Below are 18,330 nucleotides of genomic sequence, written 5' to 3'. Positions count from 1 at the left end.
CATGCCCGAATACCGCCGTATCCTCCTGGACGGCGCCGCCGTCCAGGTCACCGTCGACGGGGACGAACTCGTCGCCGGGGACGGCCGCCACGTCAAGACCGAGGACGCGCGGCACCTGTCGCCGGTCGTCCCGTCCAAGGTGATCGCCGTCCACCTCAACCACCGCAGCCGGGTGGACGAGTTCCGGATCGGTCTGCCGGACACGCCGACCTACTTCCACAAGCCGACCTCCGCCCTCAACTCCCACAAGGGCGCGATCGTCCGCCCCGAGGGCTGCAAGTGGCTCAACTACGAGGGCGAGGTCGCCATCGTCATCGGGAGGACGGCACGCAACATCTCCCCGTCCGAGGCGGGCGAGTACATCGCCGGCTACACGATCGCCAACGACTACGGGCTGCACGACTTCCGCGACACCGACGCCGGCTCCATGCTCCGGGTCAAGGGCTCCGACACCCTCTGCCCGCTCGGCCCCGGTCTGGTCACCGACTGGGACTTCCACGGCAAGCGGCTGCGGACGTACGTCAACGGCGAGGTCGTGCAGGACGGTTCGACCGACGAGATGACCTGGGACATGCACTACCTGGTCGCCGACATCGCCCGCACGATCACCCTGTACCCCGGTGACGTGCTGCTGTCGGGCACCCCGGCGAACTCCCGTCCCGTGCAGCCGGGCGACGTCGTGGAGGTCGAGGTCGAGGGCCTGGGCCGGCTCACCAACCACGTCGTCACCGGGCCCACCGCGATCCGCACCGACGTCGGCGCCCAGCCCACCGAGTCCGAGGAGGTCCTCTCCACGGCCCTCGGCGGCGACTGGGAGTTCCGCGGCATCCGCCCGCCCCGCCGCTGACCGCGCCCACGGGAAGGGCGCCGCACCGGTGCGACCAGGAGGTCACCGGTGCGGCGCCCTTCCGCGTCGCTCAGCCCTTTGCGCGCCGGCCGCTGCGGCGCGGGGCCGGCTCGGCGCCGTCGAGGAGGGTCAGCCGGCGCTCCTCGCCGTGCTCCTCGACCTGCCGTACGACCTGGCGCAGCCCCTCGGCGACGCTCCGGCACTGCTCGTCGCTGAGCCGGGAGGCGACGAACGCCTCCTCCTGGTTGAACTCCGGGAACAGGCGCCGCATCAGCGTCTCGCCCTCCTCGGTGAGACTGAGCAGCACCAGCCGGCCGTCCGAGGGGTGACCGGCCCGCTGGAGCAGCCCGCGCCCCTCCAGCGTCCGGGAGACCCCGGTGAGCGTGCCCTTGGAGATGCCCGCCTCCTCCGCGACGTGCCGGGTCTCGGACTCGCCCCAGACCCACACCACCCAGAGCACGACGAACGCCGTCCAGGTCAGATCGGCGCCGCGCAGCACGGAGTTCTCCAGGTGCTGCCGGACGGCCGACGCGGCCCGGTAGATGTTGGCGACCACCGCCATCTGCTCATGGTGGATCGGTATCCCACCGAGCTTGGCCGCGGCCAGCTTCTCCGCTTCGGTGATGGACCGGTGCCCTGGCACTGGCACGCTCCCTTCGATCATCCGTCGATCGTTCGGAGCCAAATTATACGAGACGTTCCGCGCCCGTCAGAGATGCGTCAAAGGTGAACGGGGCCGATCCGGCCTTCGTCGTCACCACGATCGCGGTGTTCGCGCCGCTGGCCTCGTCGCCAAGGGGGTGACCAAGCTGCGATCCTGTCGGCCGTCGTCCTCGGGCGGCAGGGGCACAGCCGCCGGCCTCCGCCTCGTCCCGGCCTCCTCCGCGACCGCCTGCATGATAACGGCATCGCTGCGCCCGGCCCCGGTCGCCGCCGCCCGGGCCCCTGAGCACGGGTTTTCCTGAACACCCCCGGCATCCCCTCCGTATACGTCGAGGTGACCGCGAAGAAGCCCGACCGTGCCTCCGCGTGGGCGCGAGCCGGGCTGTTCGCGCTCGTCGGCAGTGTGCTCGCGGCCCTCGGCCACCATGCCGTCACCGAACAGGCGGTGCCGTGGCGGCTGGTGACCGTCTTCACGGTGGCCCAGTGCGCGCTGGCCCGGCCCTTCGTACGCCGCGCCCTCTCCCTGCCGGTGGCCGTCGGCTGCACCCTCGTGGCGCAGACGGGGCTGCACCTCGCCCTGGCCCGGGCGGGAGCCGGGCACGAGGCCGCGCCCGGCCCGGCCGGTCACGCCGGTCACGCGGGGCATGCCGCGATGGCGGACGGGCATGTCCCGCACCACGCCGGCACGGCCATGACGGCGGCTCACCTGCTGGCGGCGCTCGCGACGGCCTGGCTGCTCCACCGCGCCGACGCCGCCGTGACGGTGGCTCTGGCGGCGGCCCGTACCGTGCGGTCGGCCGTGATCGCCGTCCTGGCGCGGGTACTGCCGCCGCTCGTGCGCGGAACGCTCCGCGAGCCGTCGTACCCGGGAGCGACCGGCCGCTTCACCCCGCCCGCCGCGTCGGGGACACGCGATCTGGAACACGCGCTGGTGCGCAGGGGACCTCCGGGACGGGTGCACGTCCCGGTCCCTCCCTCACCCAGCAAGGAGCACCACTGTGTCCATTGTGTCCATGTTCCCGCACGCCCCCGGCCGGACCGTGCGGCGGGCCGGTGTCGTCGGCGTTCTCACGCTGACCGCCGCCCTCGCCCTGGCCGGCCCCGCCTTCGCGCACGCGGAGGTCGAGGCCGACACCGCGCAGGCCCTGGCCGAGAACGTCACCCTCAGCTTCGTCTCCGAGGCGGAGTCCGCCGAGGCCGGCTTCACCGAGATGCGCGTCGTCCTCCCCGAGGGCATCGCACCGGGTGACGTCACGCTCGTCGACGGCCCCAAGGGCTGGAAGTTCAAGGCCACGAGCGACGGCTACACCCTCGGCGGCCCGAAGCTCGCCGTCGGCACCGACGCCGAGTACAGGATCAAGGTCCGGCAACTGCCGGACGCCGAGGAGATCGCCTTCAAGACCGTCGAGACGTACAGCGACGGCGAGATCTCCCGCTGGATCGAGCTGCCCGGCGGCGGAGCCGAGCCCGAACAGCCCGCGCCGGTCCTGAAGCTGAAGGCCGCCGCCCCCGGCGCCACGCCCGTGAACCCCGGCCCCACGACGACCGGCACGGCCACCCCCTCGGCCACCGGGTCCACCCCCGCCGCCGACGCCTCGGACGACGCGACGCCGGTCGCCGACGAGGAGGAGACGAAGGAGAAGGCGGGGAAGGAGGAGAAGGCGGAGAAGGAGAAGGAGGAGGGCGGCAGCTCGGCCGGGCTGCTCGTCGGTGGGGCGGTCGTGGCGCTCGCCGTTCTGGGCGGCGGCGCGTGGTGGCTGGCAAGGCGCCGTTCCGCGGCGGCCGACGCCTGACCGGGGGGTGGGGCGCCACCGGCGTCCCACCCCCACCGAGCCGTCCTCACGAGTCGCCGACCCCCCCTCCCATGTTGCGCTCCATCATCTCCAGGGCGGAGTACAGCACGCACTGCTCGGTGACCTGCCCGCACAGCACCAGGTGCCCCACGCCCATCCGCCACAGCAGATACGACAGGGGAGTCTCGTAGACAGCGCCCGCTCCAGCAGCTCCCCGTGGTGGGAGTGCCACAGCTCCACCGAGTACCCACGAGGGGGGCTGTCGGCCGATCGGGTGTCGTGGTCCGGCCGCGTGGGTGTTTCGTGTCGGCCGGACACTGCTCCCCCGCCGCGCGGGCTAGGGATGGCGTGAGCGTGGCGGCACGACCGGGAGGAGGGCGTCCTGTGGGTCCTGCGGCGGAGGATGCGACGGGGGATGCGGAGGAGGGCGAGCGCCGCCGGGCGGGGGAGCGGCTCGCGGACGCCGCCGACGGCCGGCTGCCCGTCCACGACGGCGCCGGACGGCTGCTGCGCAAGGCCTTCCCCGACCACTGGTCGTTCCTGCTCGGCGAGCTCGCCCTGTACAGCCTGCTCGTCCTGCTGCTGACGGGCGTCTGGCTGACGTTCTTCTTCGACCCCGAGATGCGCGAGGTGGTCTACGACGGCTCCTACGCGCCCCTGAGCGGCACGCTCATGTCGAGCGCCTTCGACTCGACCCTGCGGATCAGCTTCGACGTGCGCGGCGGCATGCTGCTCCGCCAGACCCACCACTGGGCCGCGCTGGTCTTCGTCTCCGCGATCGGCGTGCATCTGCTGCGGGTCTTCCTCACCGGCGCCTTCCGCAGGCCCAGGGAGCTGAACTGGGCCATCGGCGTCACCCTGTTCGTGATCGCCCTGGCGGAGGGGTTCGCCGGCTACTCGCTGCCGGACGACCTGCTCTCCGGCACCGGCCTGCGCATCGCGCAGGGCATCATGCTGTCGATCCCGGTCGTCGGGACGTACGTCGCCCTGTTCGCGTTCGGTTCCGAGTTCCCCGGCCACGACCTCGTGCCCCGTCTGTACAGCCTGCACATCCTGCTGCTGCCGGGCGCGCTGTTCGGTCTGCTCACCGTGCACCTCATCCTGGTCTTCTCCCTGAAGCACACCCAGTGGCGCGGCCCGGGCCGCACGAACGCGAACGCCGTCGGCAGACCCCTGCACCCCCGCTTCACGGCCTCCTCCGCCGGCCTCGCCCTGACGGTCTCCGGGGTGCTGGTCCTGCTCGGCGGCCTCGCGCAGATCAACCCCATCTGGGTGTACGGCCCCTACCGGCCCGACCAGGTCTCGACCGGCTCCCAGCCGGACTGGTACGTCGGCTTCCTCGAAGGCGCGCTGCGGCTGGTCCCGCCCTGGGAGACGAACCTCGCCGGGCACACCCTGATGTGGAACGTCCTGCTGCCCGCCGTCGTCCTGCCCGGCCTGCTCTTCACCGTCCTGTACGCCCACCCCTTCGTCGAACAGCGGCTGACCGGCGAGGGGCGGCGGGAACAGCACCTGTGCGACCGGCCCCGCGAACGGCCCGTGCGCACCGGCCTCGGCGCGGCGGGCGTCACCTTCTACGGCGTGCTGCTGCTGGCCGGCGGCAACGACGTCACCGCGCTGACCTTCCGGATCTCGGTGAACGTCCTCACCTGGATCTTCCGGATCGCCCTGGTCGTCGGCCCCGTCCTCGCCTTCTTCGTCACCCGTGCGCTGTGCCGCGCCCTGCTGCGCGCCGAACAGGAGCGGCTGGCCGAGGGCGAGGAGACCGGGGAGGTGCGGCAGAACCTCGCCGGCGGCTACGAGAGCGACCACCGCCCGGTGACGTCGTTCCGGCCGGGCGCCCCGCGCACCCCGCTCAGTCCCCCTGACCGGCCCCCCGGTTCACGTACTGGAACACCAGCCCGGCGACCCCCCGGGCCAGAACACCGAAGCCGATGAGGAACAGCCACAGCCCGAACACCACCCCGGTCGCCGCGACGGCGAACCCCAGGGCCGTCACGATCGGCCACAGGCTGTGCGGCGGGAAGAACTCCAGCGGCCCGGCGCCCGCCACGACCTCGGCGTCCGTACGGTCCTGAGGACGCGGTCCGTGCCGTACGTACTGGACCGCGCAGAAGAACGACACCAGCGCCGCCATCCCGAACGCGACGACGAGCGCCGTCGTACCCGTCGGATCGGCGTGCGACCACACCCCGTAGAGCACGGCGGTGGCGCCGAAGAAGACGGCCACACCCCCGAAGAGCACTGCCTCGGCCTTCACCGCGGACCCTCCCCTTCCACCCCTTCCACCGTTTCCACCTCTTCCCTCGCGGCGCGCACGATCTCCGGATGGTGCAGGTCGAAGGCCGGGGACTCCGACCGCACCCGGGGCAGCGCCACGAAGTTGTGCCGCGGCGGCGGGCAGGAGGTCGCCCACTCCAGGGCGCGCCCGTACCCCCACGGGTCGTCCCGCTCGACCCGCCGCCCCCGTTGGGCCGTCAGCCACACGTTGTAGAGGAACGGCAGCGTCGAGACGCCGAGCAGGAACGCGCCCGCCGTCGACAGCGTGTTGAGCAGGGTGAACCCGTCGCCCGGCAGATAGTCGGCGTACCGGCGGGGCATCCCCTGCTCACCGAGCCAGTGCTGCACCAGGAACGTCAGCTGGAACGCGGGGAAGAGCAGCCAGAAGTGCAGCTTGCCGAGCCCCTCGTCGAGCAGCCGGCCGGTGAACTTGGGCCACCAGAAGTAGAACCCGGCGAACATCGCGAAGACCACCGTGCCGAAGAGCACGTAGTGCAGATGGGCGACGACGAAGTACGAGTCGGTGAGATGGAAGTCGAGCGGCGGCGAGGCGACCAGCACCCCGCTCAGCCCGCCCAGCAGGAACGTCACCAGAAAGCCCACCGACCACAGCATCGGGGTCTCGAACGAGAGCGAGCCGCGCAGCATGGTCCCGGTCCACGCGAAGAACTTGATGCCCGTGGGCACCGCGATCAGGAACGACATCAGCGAGAAGAACGGCAGCAGCACCGCGCCCGTCGCGAACATGTGGTGCGCCCACACCACCGCCGACAGCATGGTGATCGCGATCGTCGCCCCGATCATCGGCAGATAGCCGAACAGCGGCTTGCGCGAGAACACCGGGAGGATCTCGGAGACGATCCCGAAGAACGGCAGCGCGACGATGTACACCTCGGGATGCCCGAAGAACCAGAACAGGTGCTGCCACAGCAGCGCGCCGCCGTTCGCCGCGTCGAAGACGTGCGAGCCGAACTTGCGGTCCGACTCCAGGGCGAGCAGCGCGGCGGTCAGCACCGGGAACGCGGGCAGCACCAGGATCGACGTGAACAGCACGTTCCAGGTGAAGATCGGCATCCGGAACATGGTCATGCCCGGGGCGCGCAGACACAGGATCGTGGTGATGAAGTTGACCGCGCCCAGCGTGGTCGACACACCGGTGACCACCAGCCCCATGACCCACAGATCACCGCCCGCGCCCGGGGAGTGGTACGAACTGTTGAGCGGTGCGTAGGCGAACCAGCCGAAGGCCGCCGCGCCGCCCGGCACCAGGAACCCGGAGACCACCATCAGACCGCCGAACAGATACATCCAGTACGACAGCGCGTTGAGCCGGGGGAACGCCACGTCCGGGGCGCCGATCTGCAACGGCATCACGGCGTTGGCGAACCCGGCGAACATCGGGGTCGCGAACAGCAGCATCATGATCGTGCCGTGGACGGTGACGAACTGGTTGTAGCCGAGGTCGCTGAGGAACTGCAGCCCCGGCCGGGCCAGTTCGGCCCGCATGCCCAGGGCCAGCAGCCCGCCGAGGAGGAAGAAACAGAACGCCGTCACCATGTACAGCCGGCCGATCACCTTGTGGTCGGTGGTGCCGGCCCAGGCCAGGAGTTTCCGTCCCAGTGGCGGAGCGGGAGCGGCGGTGGGCGCCGAGGTGTCGCCGACGCGGTGCGACAGATCGCTCAATGATCCTCCTCAGCGTGCCGAGCGCGCACAGCGCCTCGCGGATGCCCTGTCCGCCGCCCGGTGACGCTACCGGCGCCCCGGCCCGCGCCCGGTCCGCCACGCCTCGCACCCCGGCATTCGACGCCGGGTGGCGGGTACCCGGCGCCCTGCGCACGACATCCACGCCGTCGCACGCCGTCCGCCCCGCTCACCGCGTGCGCAGCACCCGGTCCGCGAGCCGGTCCTCCAGCCGGCCGGTGGTCCGGATCCCGAACACCACGTCGGCGTCCAGCCACGGCTCGCGGGCCGGCAGGCCGGCGACGACCTCGTGCCGTACGACCTGCTCGCGCACCGCGTCCGCCTCCACGTGCTCGGTGTGGAACCGGACGGCCGCCGGGCCCGCGCCCAGCCGGCGGGAGGCCGGGGAGGAGGTGACCTCGACGGCCGCGAAGTGCCCGACCAGCGCCCCGCGCAGGGCCCGGTGCAGCCCCGGCAGGGACATCGGGTTGACGGTGGCCAGCGCCGCGTCCAGATAGTGGCCGTACGAGGTGTTCAGGCGGCCCAGGTCCGCCATGAGGCGGGCGAACAGCTCCACGGCCACCATGGCGGCCTTGGCCCGCCCGCGCAGGAAACACGACAGGCCGCCGCTGTCGCCGCCGTCGTCGCCGACCGGTTCGCGCTGGAGCTCGTCCAGCGTCCGCTCTACTCCGGCTCCTTCGGCGTCTCCGGCTTCTTCAGCTTCTCGGCGGACGGGTACCCCTGGGCAGCCGACGTACGACCTTTCCGGCGCGTTACAGGTGCCGTCGGGCCGGATACCCGGGGGCCATGGTGCGAACAGAGAAACGGCAGGGGCGCCCCGCCGGGCGCGGACCGGCCGACCAAGAGGACGAGACCGTCCGGGGCCCGGAGACCGGCCCGGACGAACAGGCGGAGCGACGAGCCCCGGACAGTCCGACGGACCTGTCGAAAGGCTCCTGGGGGGCGGCGCTCAGAGGCACCGTGAAGTGCTCAAGAGAGACGAGCTGACCGATCGTGCGGCGGCCCTGACCTACTACGGGATCCTGGCGTTGTTCCCCGCGCTGCTCGCGCTGGTGTCGCTGCTGGGCGTCGTCGGACGGTCGGCCACCCAGCAGGTGCTGGACAACATCGAGACCCTCGCCCCGGGCCCCGCGCAGGACATCCTGCGCGACGCGGTGCGCCAGATGCAGGGCCGGGCCGGGCTCGGCTCGGCCATGGCGGTCGTCGGCCTCGTGCTCGCGGTGTGGTCGGCCTCCGGCTATGTCGCCGCGTTCATCCGCAGCGCCAACGCCGTCTACGACGTCCCCGAGGGCCGGCCGCTGTGGAAGGTGCTGCCGGTGCGGGTCGGGATGACCGTGGTGCTCATGGTGATGGCCGTGATCAGCGCGCTGACGGCGGCGATCCGGTCTGCCTCCAGCACGGCCACCTCATGGCCGCGCCGGGCCGGCTCCCGGGCGGTGCCGAGCCCCGCGACACCGCCGCCGACCACCGCGACCTCGACGGAGAGGTCCCTGGAGGGCGGGGGCGCGGGGGCACTGCCCGGCGCGGTCTCGATCCGGTACGGTCCGCGGATTCCTCGCTCGGCGTTCATGGCCGCCGGGTTCCCCCCGCCACCCCGTGACACGCACGAGGGCGCGGACGGCCCGGGTCCTCGCGCGGGGCCCCGGCGCCGCAGCCGTCACGGGGTGCGGAACCCGCGGAACGTCACCTGCTTCCGGCTGTCGAAACCGAGCCGCTCGTAGAGGGCGATCGCGGCGGTGTTCGTCTCGGCCACATGCAGGAACGGGCGTTCGTTCCGGGCCAGGACGCGGGCGACTAGGGCGCCGACCAGACGGATGCCGTGGCCCCGCCCGCGTGCCTCGGGGGCCGTGCAGACGGCGCTGATCTCGGTCCAGCCCGGGGGCCGCAGCCGTTCGCCCGCCATGGCCACCAGCCTGCCGTCGGCGCGGACGCCGAGGTAGGTGCCGAGCTCGTGGGTGCGCGGCCAGAACGGGCCGGGGCGGGTCCGTCCGACGAGGTCGAGCATCTCGGGCACATCGGCCGGCCCCAGCTCGACCACGTCGGCGTCGTGCGCGGCCGGTGCCCGACCGGGACCGCGGCCGGCGGGAAGGATCATCTGCCGGCCTTCGAGGACGAACACCTGTTCCCAGTCCGGCGGCGGGGTCGCCGCAGAGCTGAACAGGTCGGCGAACCCGCCCGGGCCGAGCAGCCGCGCCAGGTCGGCCCAGTCCTCCGGGGCCGGATCGGTGGGGACGGCCGAGAAGGTCGCGACGTCCGGCAGATAGGTGGCGGCCCGGCCGAGCCGGCGGGCGAGCGCCGCGTGGTGCCCCCGCAGCGACCGGCCCACGGGGTCGTCGAGCACGGCGGTGTCACCGCTCGTCATCGTCGTGTGGCTCCTTCTCGTCGTGCGGCTCCTGCCCGCGGGCCCGGGCCATAACGGCTCCCTATGCCGTCATTCGCCATGATTCTCTACCGCGGGCACCCGGGACACCCTACGGTTCGAGCGGAACCAGGCACTGGGGCGCCGACCGACGCCAGGGCGGCACCCCGAGCACAGATGAGGCGACCGCATGCACGAGATAGCGGCACTGCTGCGCGAGTACGACCGCGCCCGCGCCTACACCGACGACCTCTGGAAGGACCTCACGCCGGACGAGGTGATCTGGCGCCCGCACGAGAGCTCCAGCGCCATCGGCTGGCACCTGGGGCACCAGGCCCATGTCGCCCACTTCATGATCCGCAACCTCACCGCGGCCGAACCCAGCCCCGACCCGGAGCTGGACGCGCTGATGGACTCGGCGAACCCCGAGCGCTTCCGGGGAGCCCTGCCCACCGTCGAGCGGCTCACCGCCTTCCGCGACACCGTCGCCGAACGCGTCCACGCCCGGATGGGCGACATCGCCGCCGGCCGGGTCAAAGCGCCCGCCCAGCTCACCGTCGTCGCGACCCACCTGCTCACCACGCTCGTCAACCACGAGTACCAGCACGACCAGTGGATCGGCGAGGTCCGCGCCGGCGACCTCGGCCACGCGCTCCCGCCGGACCCCGACGGCGAACTCGTACGCCGTGTCGACGGCTATCTCGTCGTCGACTGCCTGTAACCGGCCCCGGAGACCGCATGCCCCCTCGGCCCGAGGCGGAGCGCCGCGTCCTCACCGTCGACGGCACCGGCCTGCTCTGCGTCACCCTCCTGCTGCGCCTGCGCAAGGCCGTCGACGGGGCGGCGCCGGGCACCGTCGTCCACGTCGTGGCGACCGACCCCGCCGCCCCGCTCGACCTGCCCGCCTGGTGCCACCTGACCGGCCACCGGTACCTGGGCCCCGTCTCCGGCACCGACCGCGACGTGTACGCCCTGCGCCTCGCCGCCGACGCCCACCCCACCCGCCCCGACACGCCGTGGCGACGGGCGGACCGCTGAGCCGCGACTGCGCCGTCCTCACACGACGATGCAGGTCATGGCCGCCCAGAGGAGGGGTGCGTGCTCGATCCGGCCGTCGGCACGCCAGCGGTCCAGGCGCTCGCGCTGCCAGCGGCCGAGTCGTCGCACGGGGTCGTCGTCCTCATGGGCGGCGTCGACGGCGACGATCGCCTCCGACAGCGGCCGTACCTGCTCGGGCAGGCCGGCCAGCCGGTGGAAGGCGAAGCTGGTCGGCAGCGCCCAGCGGGTGGCGGTGACCAGCTCGGCACCGTTGTGGAGCATCGCCGTGGCCAGGCCGAACGACTCGGCGAACCGCAGATCGCCGCCGCTCTCGCAGCCGATCAGGGCGACACGCGGGGGCGCGGGCCAGATCCGCGACCCCGGCTCGCCGTCGCCGCGCAAGGGCAGCGTGCCCAGCAGGAGATCCTTCGCCGAGAGCGGCCGATGGGTGCGGACCGGCTCGGTCAGGCCGGCGGTCTGCGCACCGCAGCACAGGTGGAGGGCGCCGTCCTCGCTCTGCCCGCCTTCGACCGGTGCGCCGCTCACGTGCCCGACGTACATCAGCCGGCGTGCCCCGTTGCGCAGCACGTCGCTCAGCCAGTCCCGGTTCAGGTCGGTGCGGCGGAACGCCTCCGCCGGGGCGGCGAGGGACGGTTCCACGGCGCCCGCGCCCAGGTGGCGCTCGACCAGGCAGAGCAGGTCCGGATCCGAGCCGGGCGGCCCCAGGACCGAACCGAGCGGGGAGGCGGCCCGAAAACCGGGCACGCGGGGGTCGAGCAGGAGGACGACGGGGCCGGAGGCGCCGGGACGATCGGAAGTGCCCGGACGGTCGGGCGTGTTCCGTCGCCGCAGCGAGGTCGGCGCGGTGGTCGCCACGTCCGCCAGATCGATCAGCCGGGTGTCGCCGTCGTCGACGGCCAGCAGCTCCCAGGGGACCTGGGCGACCCGGGGCGAGGGCTGGATGCGGACCAGCGGCCGGCCCGCGCGCGCCGACACCTGCCGTAGCTGCGCCGTCAGCCCGTCCGGCCACAGCGCCTCGCCCAGCGTCCGCGCGAGCCGTCGCTCGGCCCCTCGGTCGGCCAGCGCACCCGACGCGAACGCGCGGCGCATCCCGGTCGCCCCCTCATCCGCCCCGGGCAGCGCCGCGGCCAACTCCCGCACGGAAGCGTCGACTTCGGCAGCGGGACCGTGTCCGGTGCCGAACCCCCGGGCGCCGCCGACCCAGGTCCACGTCATGAACAGGTCGCCCGCGTCGGCCAGCCGGACCTGGACCACCGGTCGGCCGGTCGGCTCGTCGGCGTTCCAGAACGGCACCTCCTCCTCGGCGACGATCCGTCGGCCGTAGCGGAACTCGGCCGCCGCGACGAACTCCTGGAGCGCGACCCGGCCGGATTCCGCGGACATCCGCACCTTCGGCGGCGGCGCGACGCGCAGACCGGCGGACACGGCGGCCTCCGCGGCCACACTCCCGAGCGCCGTGGTCCCGCCGTCGCCCTCGCTGTAGGCCTTCATGGCCGGGTCCGGGAAGACCGGCGCCCCGACCACGCGGGAGGAGCCCTGCGTACCGTCCAGGGCCAGGGTGGCGCCAGCGCAGCGGTGTTCCACCAGTTCGAAGAGGAGCCCCTGGTCCTGACGGCGTACGGCGAGACGGAAGGCCAGCCGCATGGCGTCGTCGGCCAGTTCCAGCCACTGACTGCGGGCGTGGGCGGTGACGAAGTCGTGGCGTGCGGCGGCCAGGGCCAGCGCGGCGGGGAGGGCGAGGGAGAGCGCGGTGTCGACGGACGCCGTCTCGTGGTCGCCGTGGTCCGTCCGGTTCAGGTTGTCCTCGAGGGCTCTCGCGAGCATGAGGTCGACCTGCGCGCACCGCTCGTGGATCCCCCGTTCCCGGTAGACGTCCCGGGCCTCCTGGGCCAGCCGCCGCATCTCCTCGATGTCGCCCCGTTCGTAGGCGTGTTGAGCGCCCAGCAGCAGGGTGTCGGCGGCGGCGACCGAGGCGCCGAGCCGTACGAAGCGTTCCCTGCTCGCCGTCATGAGGTCGTGCGCGTGCGCCGTCTCCCCGCGCAGCCCGGCGAGATGGCTGCGGGCCTGCTCGCAGACCGCCAGGTCTCCGTACCGCCGCTGTCGTTCGAAGAGGGCGGAGGCCTCGGCGAACAGGCGCTCCGCGTGGTCGGGTTCACCCCGGTGCAGCGCGAGGAACGCCCGGTGCGCGATCAGTGTCTGCCGCTCACCGGTGTCGCCCAGCGCCCGGAAGCCGTCCTCCGCGCGGGCGAAGTGGTCCTCGGCCGGGTCGTACCGCCCGGTCGCGGAACAGATCGAGCCCAGCGCGACCAGCAGGCGCGGAAGGGCCTCCGCCGCGGTCGCCGGGGTGGTGGACAGCAGGAGCGTGGCGTGTTCCTCGGCGGTTCCCCACTCACCGCGCTCCATCAGCAGGAGCACCCGGTTCAGGCCGAGTTCGGCGGCGCGCAGCCCGTCGGGGTCGTCGAACCCGGGCAGTGTGGCCGCCGCCTCGTCGAGACAGGCCAGGGCCTCGTCCAGGCGCCCGGTCTTCCCCAGCAGGTCGGACTTGGCGATCAGGGTCCGCAGTACGGTCTCCCGCCACAGCTGACGGCCCCGCGGCCCCATCGGCGCCGACGCGATGCCGTCGAGCAGGGCGCGGGACCGCTCGACGGCGTCCTCCGCCCGGGGCAGGTCCGAGGCGGCGAGGAGGACGCTCGTGAGGTCGGCCAGCAGGTGCGCGCGCAGGAACCGTACGTCGGGGGAGTCCTCCAGGGACTCGGCCAGGGTGAGCAGCTCCTCGTAGCCGGCGCACGCGGCGCCGAACTCGGCGGCCAGGTGATGCGCGTGGGCCCGGGCGAAGCCGCTGTCGAAGGGTTCCCCGTACAGCCGCACCGGTGTGTCCCTCCCGTCCGTCATCGGTCGGCCGCCATCGGTCAGTAGTCCTCACGGGCGGCAGTGGCGGCGAGGATCTCGGCGAGGAACGGTCCCGGTACGCCGTCGTGGGCGCCGTCCGCGACGGGCCGTGCCGCGTCGGCCAGCCGCCGCCGGGCCAGGGCGCGGACCGCGTCACGGTCGGCGCGGTTCCCGGGGCCCGCGCCCGGGTCGAAACCGGGGAGCAGGACCTCGACGTCGATGCGCGGCGCCGCGGTCGCGTCCGACGGATCCGGCGGCAGCTCCACGTCCGCCCGGCCGGTCCACAGGTCGTCCCGTCGGGCGAGGGGCACCCGGCCCACGCGGTTGCCGTTCACCCGGACCTCCGCGACGAGGAAGTCACCGGTGCCGGGAGCCGCGAGGTGCGCGACGGCCTCGACCTCGACCTGCCGTCGCGCACCGAGCGCGCGGGCGGTCCAGGACACCGCGTCCTCGGCGGCGTCGACGAGCCCCGGCGGGTAGCGGCGCCAGTCGTTGGTCCCCGAGCCCCGGGCGATCACCCGGCCGCCCGCGACGCGCGCGTCGCCCGCCGCGAGGGCGTAGCCGTCCTGCCGGGCGAACAGCGTGCCGGGGTCGGCCGCGGTGGCCGTGCGCGCGGGCTCCGGACCCCGGTCGAGGGCCGTGCGGAGCCGCCGCAGCTCCGGCCCGTCCAGCCCCGCACCGTCCGCCGCGTCGTCGATCAGTCGCAGGACGCCGTCCAACTGGCGTGCCGTGTCCGCCGGTTGCGGCACCGCCCGCCACCACCGCAGCAGTGGGGCGAGGGCGGCCCGATGCTCCTCGATCAGTTCGGCCACGCAGTCGTCGGGCTGGTCGCCGACCTGGTCGAACAACTGCTGGCACCGGTGGGTGAGCGCGGCCGACTCCAGCCCGAGCACGTCCGGTTCGAGCGCCGCGATGCCGTCCGGGTACGAGGCCGGCCACCACCGGGCCGCCCAGTGCGCGAGGCCGAGCCGGGCGGCGGCGCCCGCGAGCGGGGCCGGGCGGTCCGCCGTCTCCCGTACCGTCACCGGCTCCTGCGCCCCCGCCCCGCGGGCGCACGCGTGCACGGCGGCGGCGGTGCGCTCGCCGTAGACCGCCCACAGCCACTGCTGGGCCCGCCCCGCGTCGTGGACCTCCGCCACCGGCAGGACCGGGTCCTCCAGGACGGGCCAGAGCAGAACGGCCCCCGCGACGTCGAGAACGGAGCGCGTGAAGTCCGCGCCCCCGCTGCCCCCGTCGTCGTAGGCCCCCAGGAGCCCGGGCACGGAACCGGCGGCTATCCGGACCGCGCCGTCCGCGCCCCGTGCGACCTGGACGTCCGTCCCGGCCCCCGCCATCACGCGCTCCTCGGCTCGGCCGGTTCCACCGCGGTCGCCGATGGCGCCGTCAGGGTGCGCAGCGCCGACCGGACCCTGGCGCGGTGGTCCATCATCACCGAGCGGGCGACGCCGTCGAGCACCGTCCAGGCCTCCGCGAGGTCCGCCGGCGGTGCGCCGTGCGCGTCCCGTCCGTGCAGCCGCACCCACAGCCGCCGCATGTAGGCCGCCCAGGGGGTGCGGAGGTCCCGGGCGAGGGCCTCCAGGGCGCCGCCGTCCGGGTCGGGCCGGGGGGAGACGGTCATCCTGCGGGCGCGCAGGACCGAAGCCTCCCTTCGCCAGCGGCTGTTGACGGCCCGGTGCGCCGCGGTGCGGCCCGGCGCGGCCGCGCCGGTGCCCAGTGGGTCGAGGCCGACCGCGAGCCGTCCGCCGAGGACGAGGGCGACGCGCAGGCCCTCGTCGTACAGGCCCAGCGGGGCACAACTGCGGCCGACCTCCCGCGCGACGAGCTCCGGCACGGTCGGCAGCTCCTCGCGCCGGGCGGACGACTGGAGCACGACGAAGAGCCGTTCGAAGAGGGTGCGGTCCAGCGGTGCGGGAAGCGTGGCGGTCGAGGCGCCGTGGCCGGTCTCCGGCCGTGGCGGCACCTGGCGCGCGGTCAGCCCCAGATGCGCCGGCGGCCCCTCGGCGCCCCAGACCCCGCTCGCGGATGCCCACAGGGCCCGGCCGAACAGAGCGCCGTGTCCCGCCTCGACCAGGGAGGCGTACGCCGGTGAGTCCCCGGCCCGCCCCGGCGCACCGCAGGCGTCCAGGGCCTCGGCCGCCAGCGTGACCGCCACGGCCACACCGGTGGCCGGGACCGTCGGACGGCTTTCCCATACGACGGCCAGCTCCCCGTCGAGCCGGGCGCGCCGGCCGGCGTCCGCGAGGTGTGCCTTCAGCGCTTCGACGGTGCGTCCGCCGCCCGCGTCCGCCACCTCCTCGACCACCGCCCGCGCCACCGCGTCCGCGCCGGCCGCGGGCGCCCCGTGCTCGGTGGCCAGCTCGAAGCAGCGCTGGAAGTACAGGTCCTGGGGGTTCCCCGCCACGACGCGCAGCGCTCGGCGGGCCTTCTTGAGCAGCGTGAACCAGTGTGCGGTCGCCGCCAGTCGCGCACCGGACTCCCGGATCAGCGCGTCGAGGCGCGCGGCCTGCTCCGGTGCGAGGAAGTCCGCCGCGAGGTCGGGGCGGAGCGCGGGCCTGACGACCAGCGGCAGCACGATCAGCTTGACGGTGCGGGTCAACGGGGCCCCGCCGGGGCCGCTCAGCGGCTCCAGCCCCGGCCCCAGGTCTCGCCAGGCCCGGTCGATGACCAGGGCACGGGACCGGGACGCGTCGGTCGGCTGGCGCGGGGGCGGCATGCGGGGAGCCTACGTCGTCCCCGAACAGGCGGGCGAACCTGGGATCGGTAGACGTCCCGGCCCGCCTAGCGTCCCCACCGTGCACCGCACCGGCTCACCACAAGGAGAACCGGCTCACCACAAGGAGAAGTGGTCATGGGAATCTTCGGGAAGCGTGGCGGGAACCGCGAGGAGCGGGCGGCCGAGATCGCCGGCAAGGTGGCGAGCGGCAAGGGGTTCTACGGCCGTGTCACGCGCGCGTTCCTCGGCCAGGAGGACTTCGCCGCGGTCCAGCAGTCGATCGGAGCGTACGAGTCCGGCCACGAGGTGCAGCGGTTGCTGGCCGCGGGCGCGCCGACCCTACCGGCCGTCCTCGTGTCGATCACCGACACCGGCCGACTGGTCAACCACGACCCGGTCGTCGACCTGGTCCTCCAGCCGTCCGGAACGACCGTCCCGGTCACGCTCCGCACCCTCGTCTCCAAACTGCGCGTCCCCCGCCCCGGCGACCAGGTACTCCTGATCGCCGACCCGGCCCGGCCGGGCGGCTACCTCTACGCCGGGGACGGAGTGAACCCGTGACCCCGGCTCGGCCGCACCACCCCAAGGAGAGACAGTGCCCAGCCAAGTCGGTGTGTTCGTCGGGAACCTGCTGTTCGCCGCGCTCTGCGGTTCGGCCGGCCCGGTCTTCCTCTTCGTGGCGTACGCCGCCTGGCGCGACGGCGCCGACCCGCTCTGGGTGGTGGCCTCGTTCGGCATCGGGCTGGCCGGTACGGTCATGATCCCCGGCACGGCCGTCACGGCCACGCGGCAGGAGTACCCCCGGATCACGCGGAGGCACCGCGTGAAGGGCGGGAGCGGTGCGTACGGGGACGACACCTTCGTGATGTGGGCGCCCCGGTCCGCACCGGGCCCGGTGGACGCGCGGTTGGTGCGGGCGGACGTACGGGAGGCCCGGCTCGTGCGGTACAGCCCCGACGGGGAGGCGACGTTCACGACGTACGGCGGCGACTACGCTCCCGCGGAGTTCACGCCGGTGGTCGGGATGAGGCTGTGGGTGCGCACCGGCGACGAGACCGGCGACGAGGCCGACGAGGCGGGCGGGCGCGCCGGGTTCGAGGTCACGGGCGAGTGGCGGGTGCCGCCCCTGTGCCTGTCGGCGATCACGGCGGGCCGCCTGGCCGTCCTCGTCGGCCCGGCCGGTCCCGACGGCCCCGGCGGGGTCACCGTCCAGTGGCCGCGCAGCGCCCTGCTGGCGGGTACGCGGACCTGCCGGGTGATCGACCTCGAGGGCCGGCTGACCGATGTGACCAGACGCCCCGGCCGCCAGCTGGCGCAGATGCGGATCTCGCGGTCGGTCGGAGGCGTCGAGATGGCGGGGGACACGATCGACCTGCGACTCCTGGACCGGGAAACGGCGGCGCGCTACAGCGCCGTGGCCGACCACGCCCGCGCCTTCCCCGAGGACCGGGCGCCGGTCACCGAGCCGGGGGAGGAGGCACGGCTGCCGGCCGACCGGCTCCCGGGCGAGGAGGGAGGCTTCGGCTCCGTCGGCCGACGGTGGTCGCGCCGCGGTGGCCATCTGGTGCGGGGCAGGTTCCTGGAGATGCGCGGCAGGACCACCTTCCAGGACCACGGCCCAGTCCTGGACACGGTGCTGCGCATCCGGCCCGCGGACGGCACACCCCCGTTCGACGCCGCCCGGCGGCTGACGGTGCCGATGAACTACCTCGCGGTCCTGCACCACACCAGGGAGGTCGTCCTCCGTGTCAGCCCGAACGGCCGCTCGTACGACGTCGACTGGACCCGCACCAATCTCCTCGCCGGCGTCACCACGGCCGAGGTCATCGCCCCGGACGGCCGGGAATTCCCGCTGCCACGACGCTCCGAGGTCCTCTGGCCCCTGATGCACCTGCTGGCGTCCCACGCCCTCTCGAACCCGTCCCGCGTCCTGGACCTCCGCAGGCCCCGGACGGGGGCGGTGGCGGGGGCGGTGCTGGACGTGTTGCGGGACGCGGGCCTCACGGGCACCGGGGCCCGGTGAGCC

Annotated in this window: 15 protein-coding genes and 3 pseudogenes; 8 read left to right on the top strand and 10 right to left on the bottom strand. The window is 73.9% G+C overall.

What is annotated here, in order from left to right:
• Position 1 precedes the first annotated feature (1 nt).
• Complete coding sequence (locus ABZ464_RS25625; RefSeq protein WP_359280111.1) at positions 2-847, top strand: fumarylacetoacetate hydrolase family protein; 846 nt, start codon at positions 2-4, stop codon at positions 845-847.
• 70 nt (positions 848-917) lie between these two features.
• Here the strand turns inward: ABZ464_RS25625 and ABZ464_RS25620 are convergent, their stop codons facing one another.
• Positions 918-1,490, bottom strand: a complete 573-nt coding sequence (locus ABZ464_RS25620) for a MarR family transcriptional regulator (RefSeq protein ID WP_359280109.1) — start codon at positions 1,488-1,490, stop codon at positions 918-920.
• Positions 1,491-2,508: 1,018 nt separating this feature from the next.
• Between ABZ464_RS25620 and ABZ464_RS25615 the strand changes: the two genes are divergently transcribed.
• Positions 2,509-3,303: a DUF1775 domain-containing protein gene (locus ABZ464_RS25615; RefSeq protein ID WP_359280107.1), complete on the top strand. Its 795-nt coding sequence runs from the start codon at positions 2,509-2,511 to the stop codon at positions 3,301-3,303.
• 88 nt (positions 3,304-3,391) lie between these two features.
• On the opposite strand, the pseudogene ABZ464_RS25610 reads toward ABZ464_RS25615, so the two are convergent.
• Positions 3,392-3,493: pseudogene (locus ABZ464_RS25610) on the bottom strand (cysteine hydrolase); the annotation flags it as partial.
• A gap of 287 nt (positions 3,494-3,780) precedes the next feature.
• Here ABZ464_RS25610 and ABZ464_RS25605 point away from each other — a divergent pair.
• On the top strand, positions 3,781-5,241 hold the full coding sequence (locus ABZ464_RS25605) for a ubiquinol-cytochrome c reductase cytochrome b subunit (RefSeq protein WP_359280270.1): 1,461 nt from the start codon (positions 3,781-3,783) through the stop codon (positions 5,239-5,241).
• On the opposite strand, the gene ABZ464_RS25600 is transcribed toward ABZ464_RS25605, so the two are convergent.
• The 3 genes and pseudogenes from ABZ464_RS25600 to ABZ464_RS25590 form a co-directional block, all read right to left on the bottom strand.
• A complete protein-coding gene (locus tag ABZ464_RS25600) occupies positions 5,159-5,563 on the bottom strand; it encodes a cytochrome c oxidase subunit 4 (protein WP_359280106.1) in 405 nt (134 codons plus the stop codon). The two genes, ABZ464_RS25605 and ABZ464_RS25600, sit on opposite strands and share 83 nt — an antisense overlap.
• Positions 5,560-7,140: a cbb3-type cytochrome c oxidase subunit I gene (locus ABZ464_RS25595; protein WP_359280268.1), complete on the bottom strand. Its 1,581-nt coding sequence runs from the start codon at positions 7,138-7,140 to the stop codon at positions 5,560-5,562. The genes ABZ464_RS25600 and ABZ464_RS25595 overlap by 4 nt, the downstream gene beginning before the upstream one ends.
• 313 nt (positions 7,141-7,453) lie before the next feature.
• Positions 7,454-7,834: pseudogene (locus ABZ464_RS25590) on the bottom strand (iron-containing redox enzyme family protein); the annotation flags it as partial.
• 236 nt (positions 7,835-8,070) lie between these two features.
• On the opposite strand from ABZ464_RS25590, the pseudogene ABZ464_RS25585 reads away from it, so the two are divergent.
• A pseudogene (locus ABZ464_RS25585) lies at positions 8,071-8,654 on the top strand (YihY/virulence factor BrkB family protein); the annotation flags it as partial.
• Here ABZ464_RS25585 and ABZ464_RS25580 read toward each other — a convergent pair.
• The gene (locus ABZ464_RS25580; RefSeq protein ID WP_359280266.1) at positions 8,558-8,854 is read right to left on the bottom strand and encodes an FAD-dependent oxidoreductase; all 297 of its coding nucleotides are present in this window, start codon (positions 8,852-8,854) and stop codon (positions 8,558-8,560) included. The pseudogene ABZ464_RS25585 and the gene ABZ464_RS25580 overlap by 97 nt on opposite strands.
• Before the next feature lie 87 nt (positions 8,855-8,941).
• Complete coding sequence (locus ABZ464_RS25575) at positions 8,942-9,646, bottom strand: GNAT family N-acetyltransferase (protein WP_359280105.1); 705 nt, start codon at positions 9,644-9,646, stop codon at positions 8,942-8,944.
• A gap of 187 nt (positions 9,647-9,833) precedes the next feature.
• Here ABZ464_RS25575 and ABZ464_RS25570 point away from each other — a divergent pair, with 187 nt between their 5' ends.
• Together ABZ464_RS25570 and ABZ464_RS25565 are read left to right on the top strand one after the other, a co-directional pair.
• Positions 9,834-10,364: a DinB family protein gene (locus ABZ464_RS25570; protein WP_359280104.1), complete on the top strand. Its 531-nt coding sequence runs from the start codon at positions 9,834-9,836 to the stop codon at positions 10,362-10,364.
• 17 nt (positions 10,365-10,381) lie between these two features.
• The gene (locus ABZ464_RS25565) at positions 10,382-10,681 is read left to right on the top strand and encodes a sulfurtransferase TusA family protein (protein WP_359280103.1); all 300 of its coding nucleotides are present in this window, start codon (positions 10,382-10,384) and stop codon (positions 10,679-10,681) included.
• An 18-nt stretch (positions 10,682-10,699) separates the two neighbouring features.
• Here the strand turns inward: ABZ464_RS25565 and ABZ464_RS25560 are convergent, their stop codons facing one another.
• From ABZ464_RS25560 to ABZ464_RS25550, 3 genes are read right to left on the bottom strand one after another with little or no spacing between them, the layout of a single operon-like run.
• On the bottom strand, positions 10,700-13,594 hold the full coding sequence (locus tag ABZ464_RS25560; protein ID WP_359280101.1) for a hypothetical protein: 2,895 nt from the start codon (positions 13,592-13,594) through the stop codon (positions 10,700-10,702).
• A 17-nt stretch (positions 13,595-13,611) separates the two neighbouring features.
• Positions 13,612-14,925 carry a hypothetical protein gene (locus tag ABZ464_RS25555; RefSeq protein ID WP_359280099.1) on the bottom strand — a complete coding sequence of 438 codons (1,314 nt, stop codon included), beginning with the start codon at positions 14,923-14,925 and terminating at the stop codon, positions 13,612-13,614.
• On the bottom strand, positions 14,925-16,304 hold the full coding sequence (locus ABZ464_RS25550) for a hypothetical protein (protein WP_359280098.1): 1,380 nt from the start codon (positions 16,302-16,304) through the stop codon (positions 14,925-14,927). Before ABZ464_RS25550 ends, ABZ464_RS25555 begins: the two co-directional genes overlap by 1 nt.
• Positions 16,305-16,439: 135 nt before the next feature.
• Here ABZ464_RS25550 and ABZ464_RS25545 point away from each other — a divergent pair, with 135 nt between their 5' ends.
• Both ABZ464_RS25545 and ABZ464_RS25540 read left to right on the top strand, forming a co-directional pair.
• Positions 16,440-16,865 carry a hypothetical protein gene (locus ABZ464_RS25545; RefSeq protein ID WP_359280097.1) on the top strand — a complete coding sequence of 142 codons (426 nt, stop codon included), beginning with the start codon at positions 16,440-16,442 and terminating at the stop codon, positions 16,863-16,865.
• A 34-nt stretch (positions 16,866-16,899) separates the two neighbouring features.
• Positions 16,900-18,327 carry a hypothetical protein gene (locus ABZ464_RS25540; protein WP_359280096.1) on the top strand — a complete coding sequence of 476 codons (1,428 nt, stop codon included), beginning with the start codon at positions 16,900-16,902 and terminating at the stop codon, positions 18,325-18,327.
• Positions 18,328-18,330 lie beyond the last annotated feature (3 nt).

Origin of the sequence: Streptomyces sp. NPDC005820, assembly GCF_040630255.1 — a bacterium.
In the GTDB taxonomy this organism is placed as follows: domain Bacteria; phylum Actinomycetota; class Actinomycetes; order Streptomycetales; family Streptomycetaceae; genus Streptomyces.
Note: the sequence above shows the minus strand (reverse complement) of the source record. Positions and strands in the feature narration are given on the sequence as shown.

Excerpts from the sequence above, each read along its gene's own strand:
- ABZ464_RS25625 (WP_359280111.1), top strand. The coding sequence starts at position 2 with ATGCCCGAATACCGCCGTATCCTCCTGGACGGCGCCGCCGTCCAGGTC.
- ABZ464_RS25595 (WP_359280268.1), bottom strand. The coding sequence starts at position 7,140 with ATGGTGACGGCGTTCTGTTTCTTCCTCCTCGGCGGGCTGCTGGCCCTG.
- ABZ464_RS25580 (WP_359280266.1), bottom strand. The coding sequence starts at position 8,854 with ATGAACGCCGAGCGAGGAATCCGCGGACCGTACCGGATCGAGACCGCG.
- ABZ464_RS25575 (WP_359280105.1), bottom strand. The coding sequence starts at position 9,646 with ATGACGAGCGGTGACACCGCCGTGCTCGACGACCCCGTGGGCCGGTCG.
- ABZ464_RS25570 (WP_359280104.1), top strand. The coding sequence starts at position 9,834 with ATGCACGAGATAGCGGCACTGCTGCGCGAGTACGACCGCGCCCGCGCC.
- ABZ464_RS25565 (WP_359280103.1), top strand. The coding sequence starts at position 10,382 with ATGCCCCCTCGGCCCGAGGCGGAGCGCCGCGTCCTCACCGTCGACGGC.
- ABZ464_RS25560 (WP_359280101.1), bottom strand. The coding sequence starts at position 13,594 with ATGACGGACGGGAGGGACACACCGGTGCGGCTGTACGGGGAACCCTTC.
- ABZ464_RS25555 (WP_359280099.1), bottom strand. The coding sequence starts at position 14,925 with ATGGCGGGGGCCGGGACGGACGTCCAGGTCGCACGGGGCGCGGACGGC.
- ABZ464_RS25550 (WP_359280098.1), bottom strand. The coding sequence starts at position 16,304 with ATGCCGCCCCCGCGCCAGCCGACCGACGCGTCCCGGTCCCGTGCCCTG.
- ABZ464_RS25545 (WP_359280097.1), top strand. The coding sequence starts at position 16,440 with ATGGGAATCTTCGGGAAGCGTGGCGGGAACCGCGAGGAGCGGGCGGCC.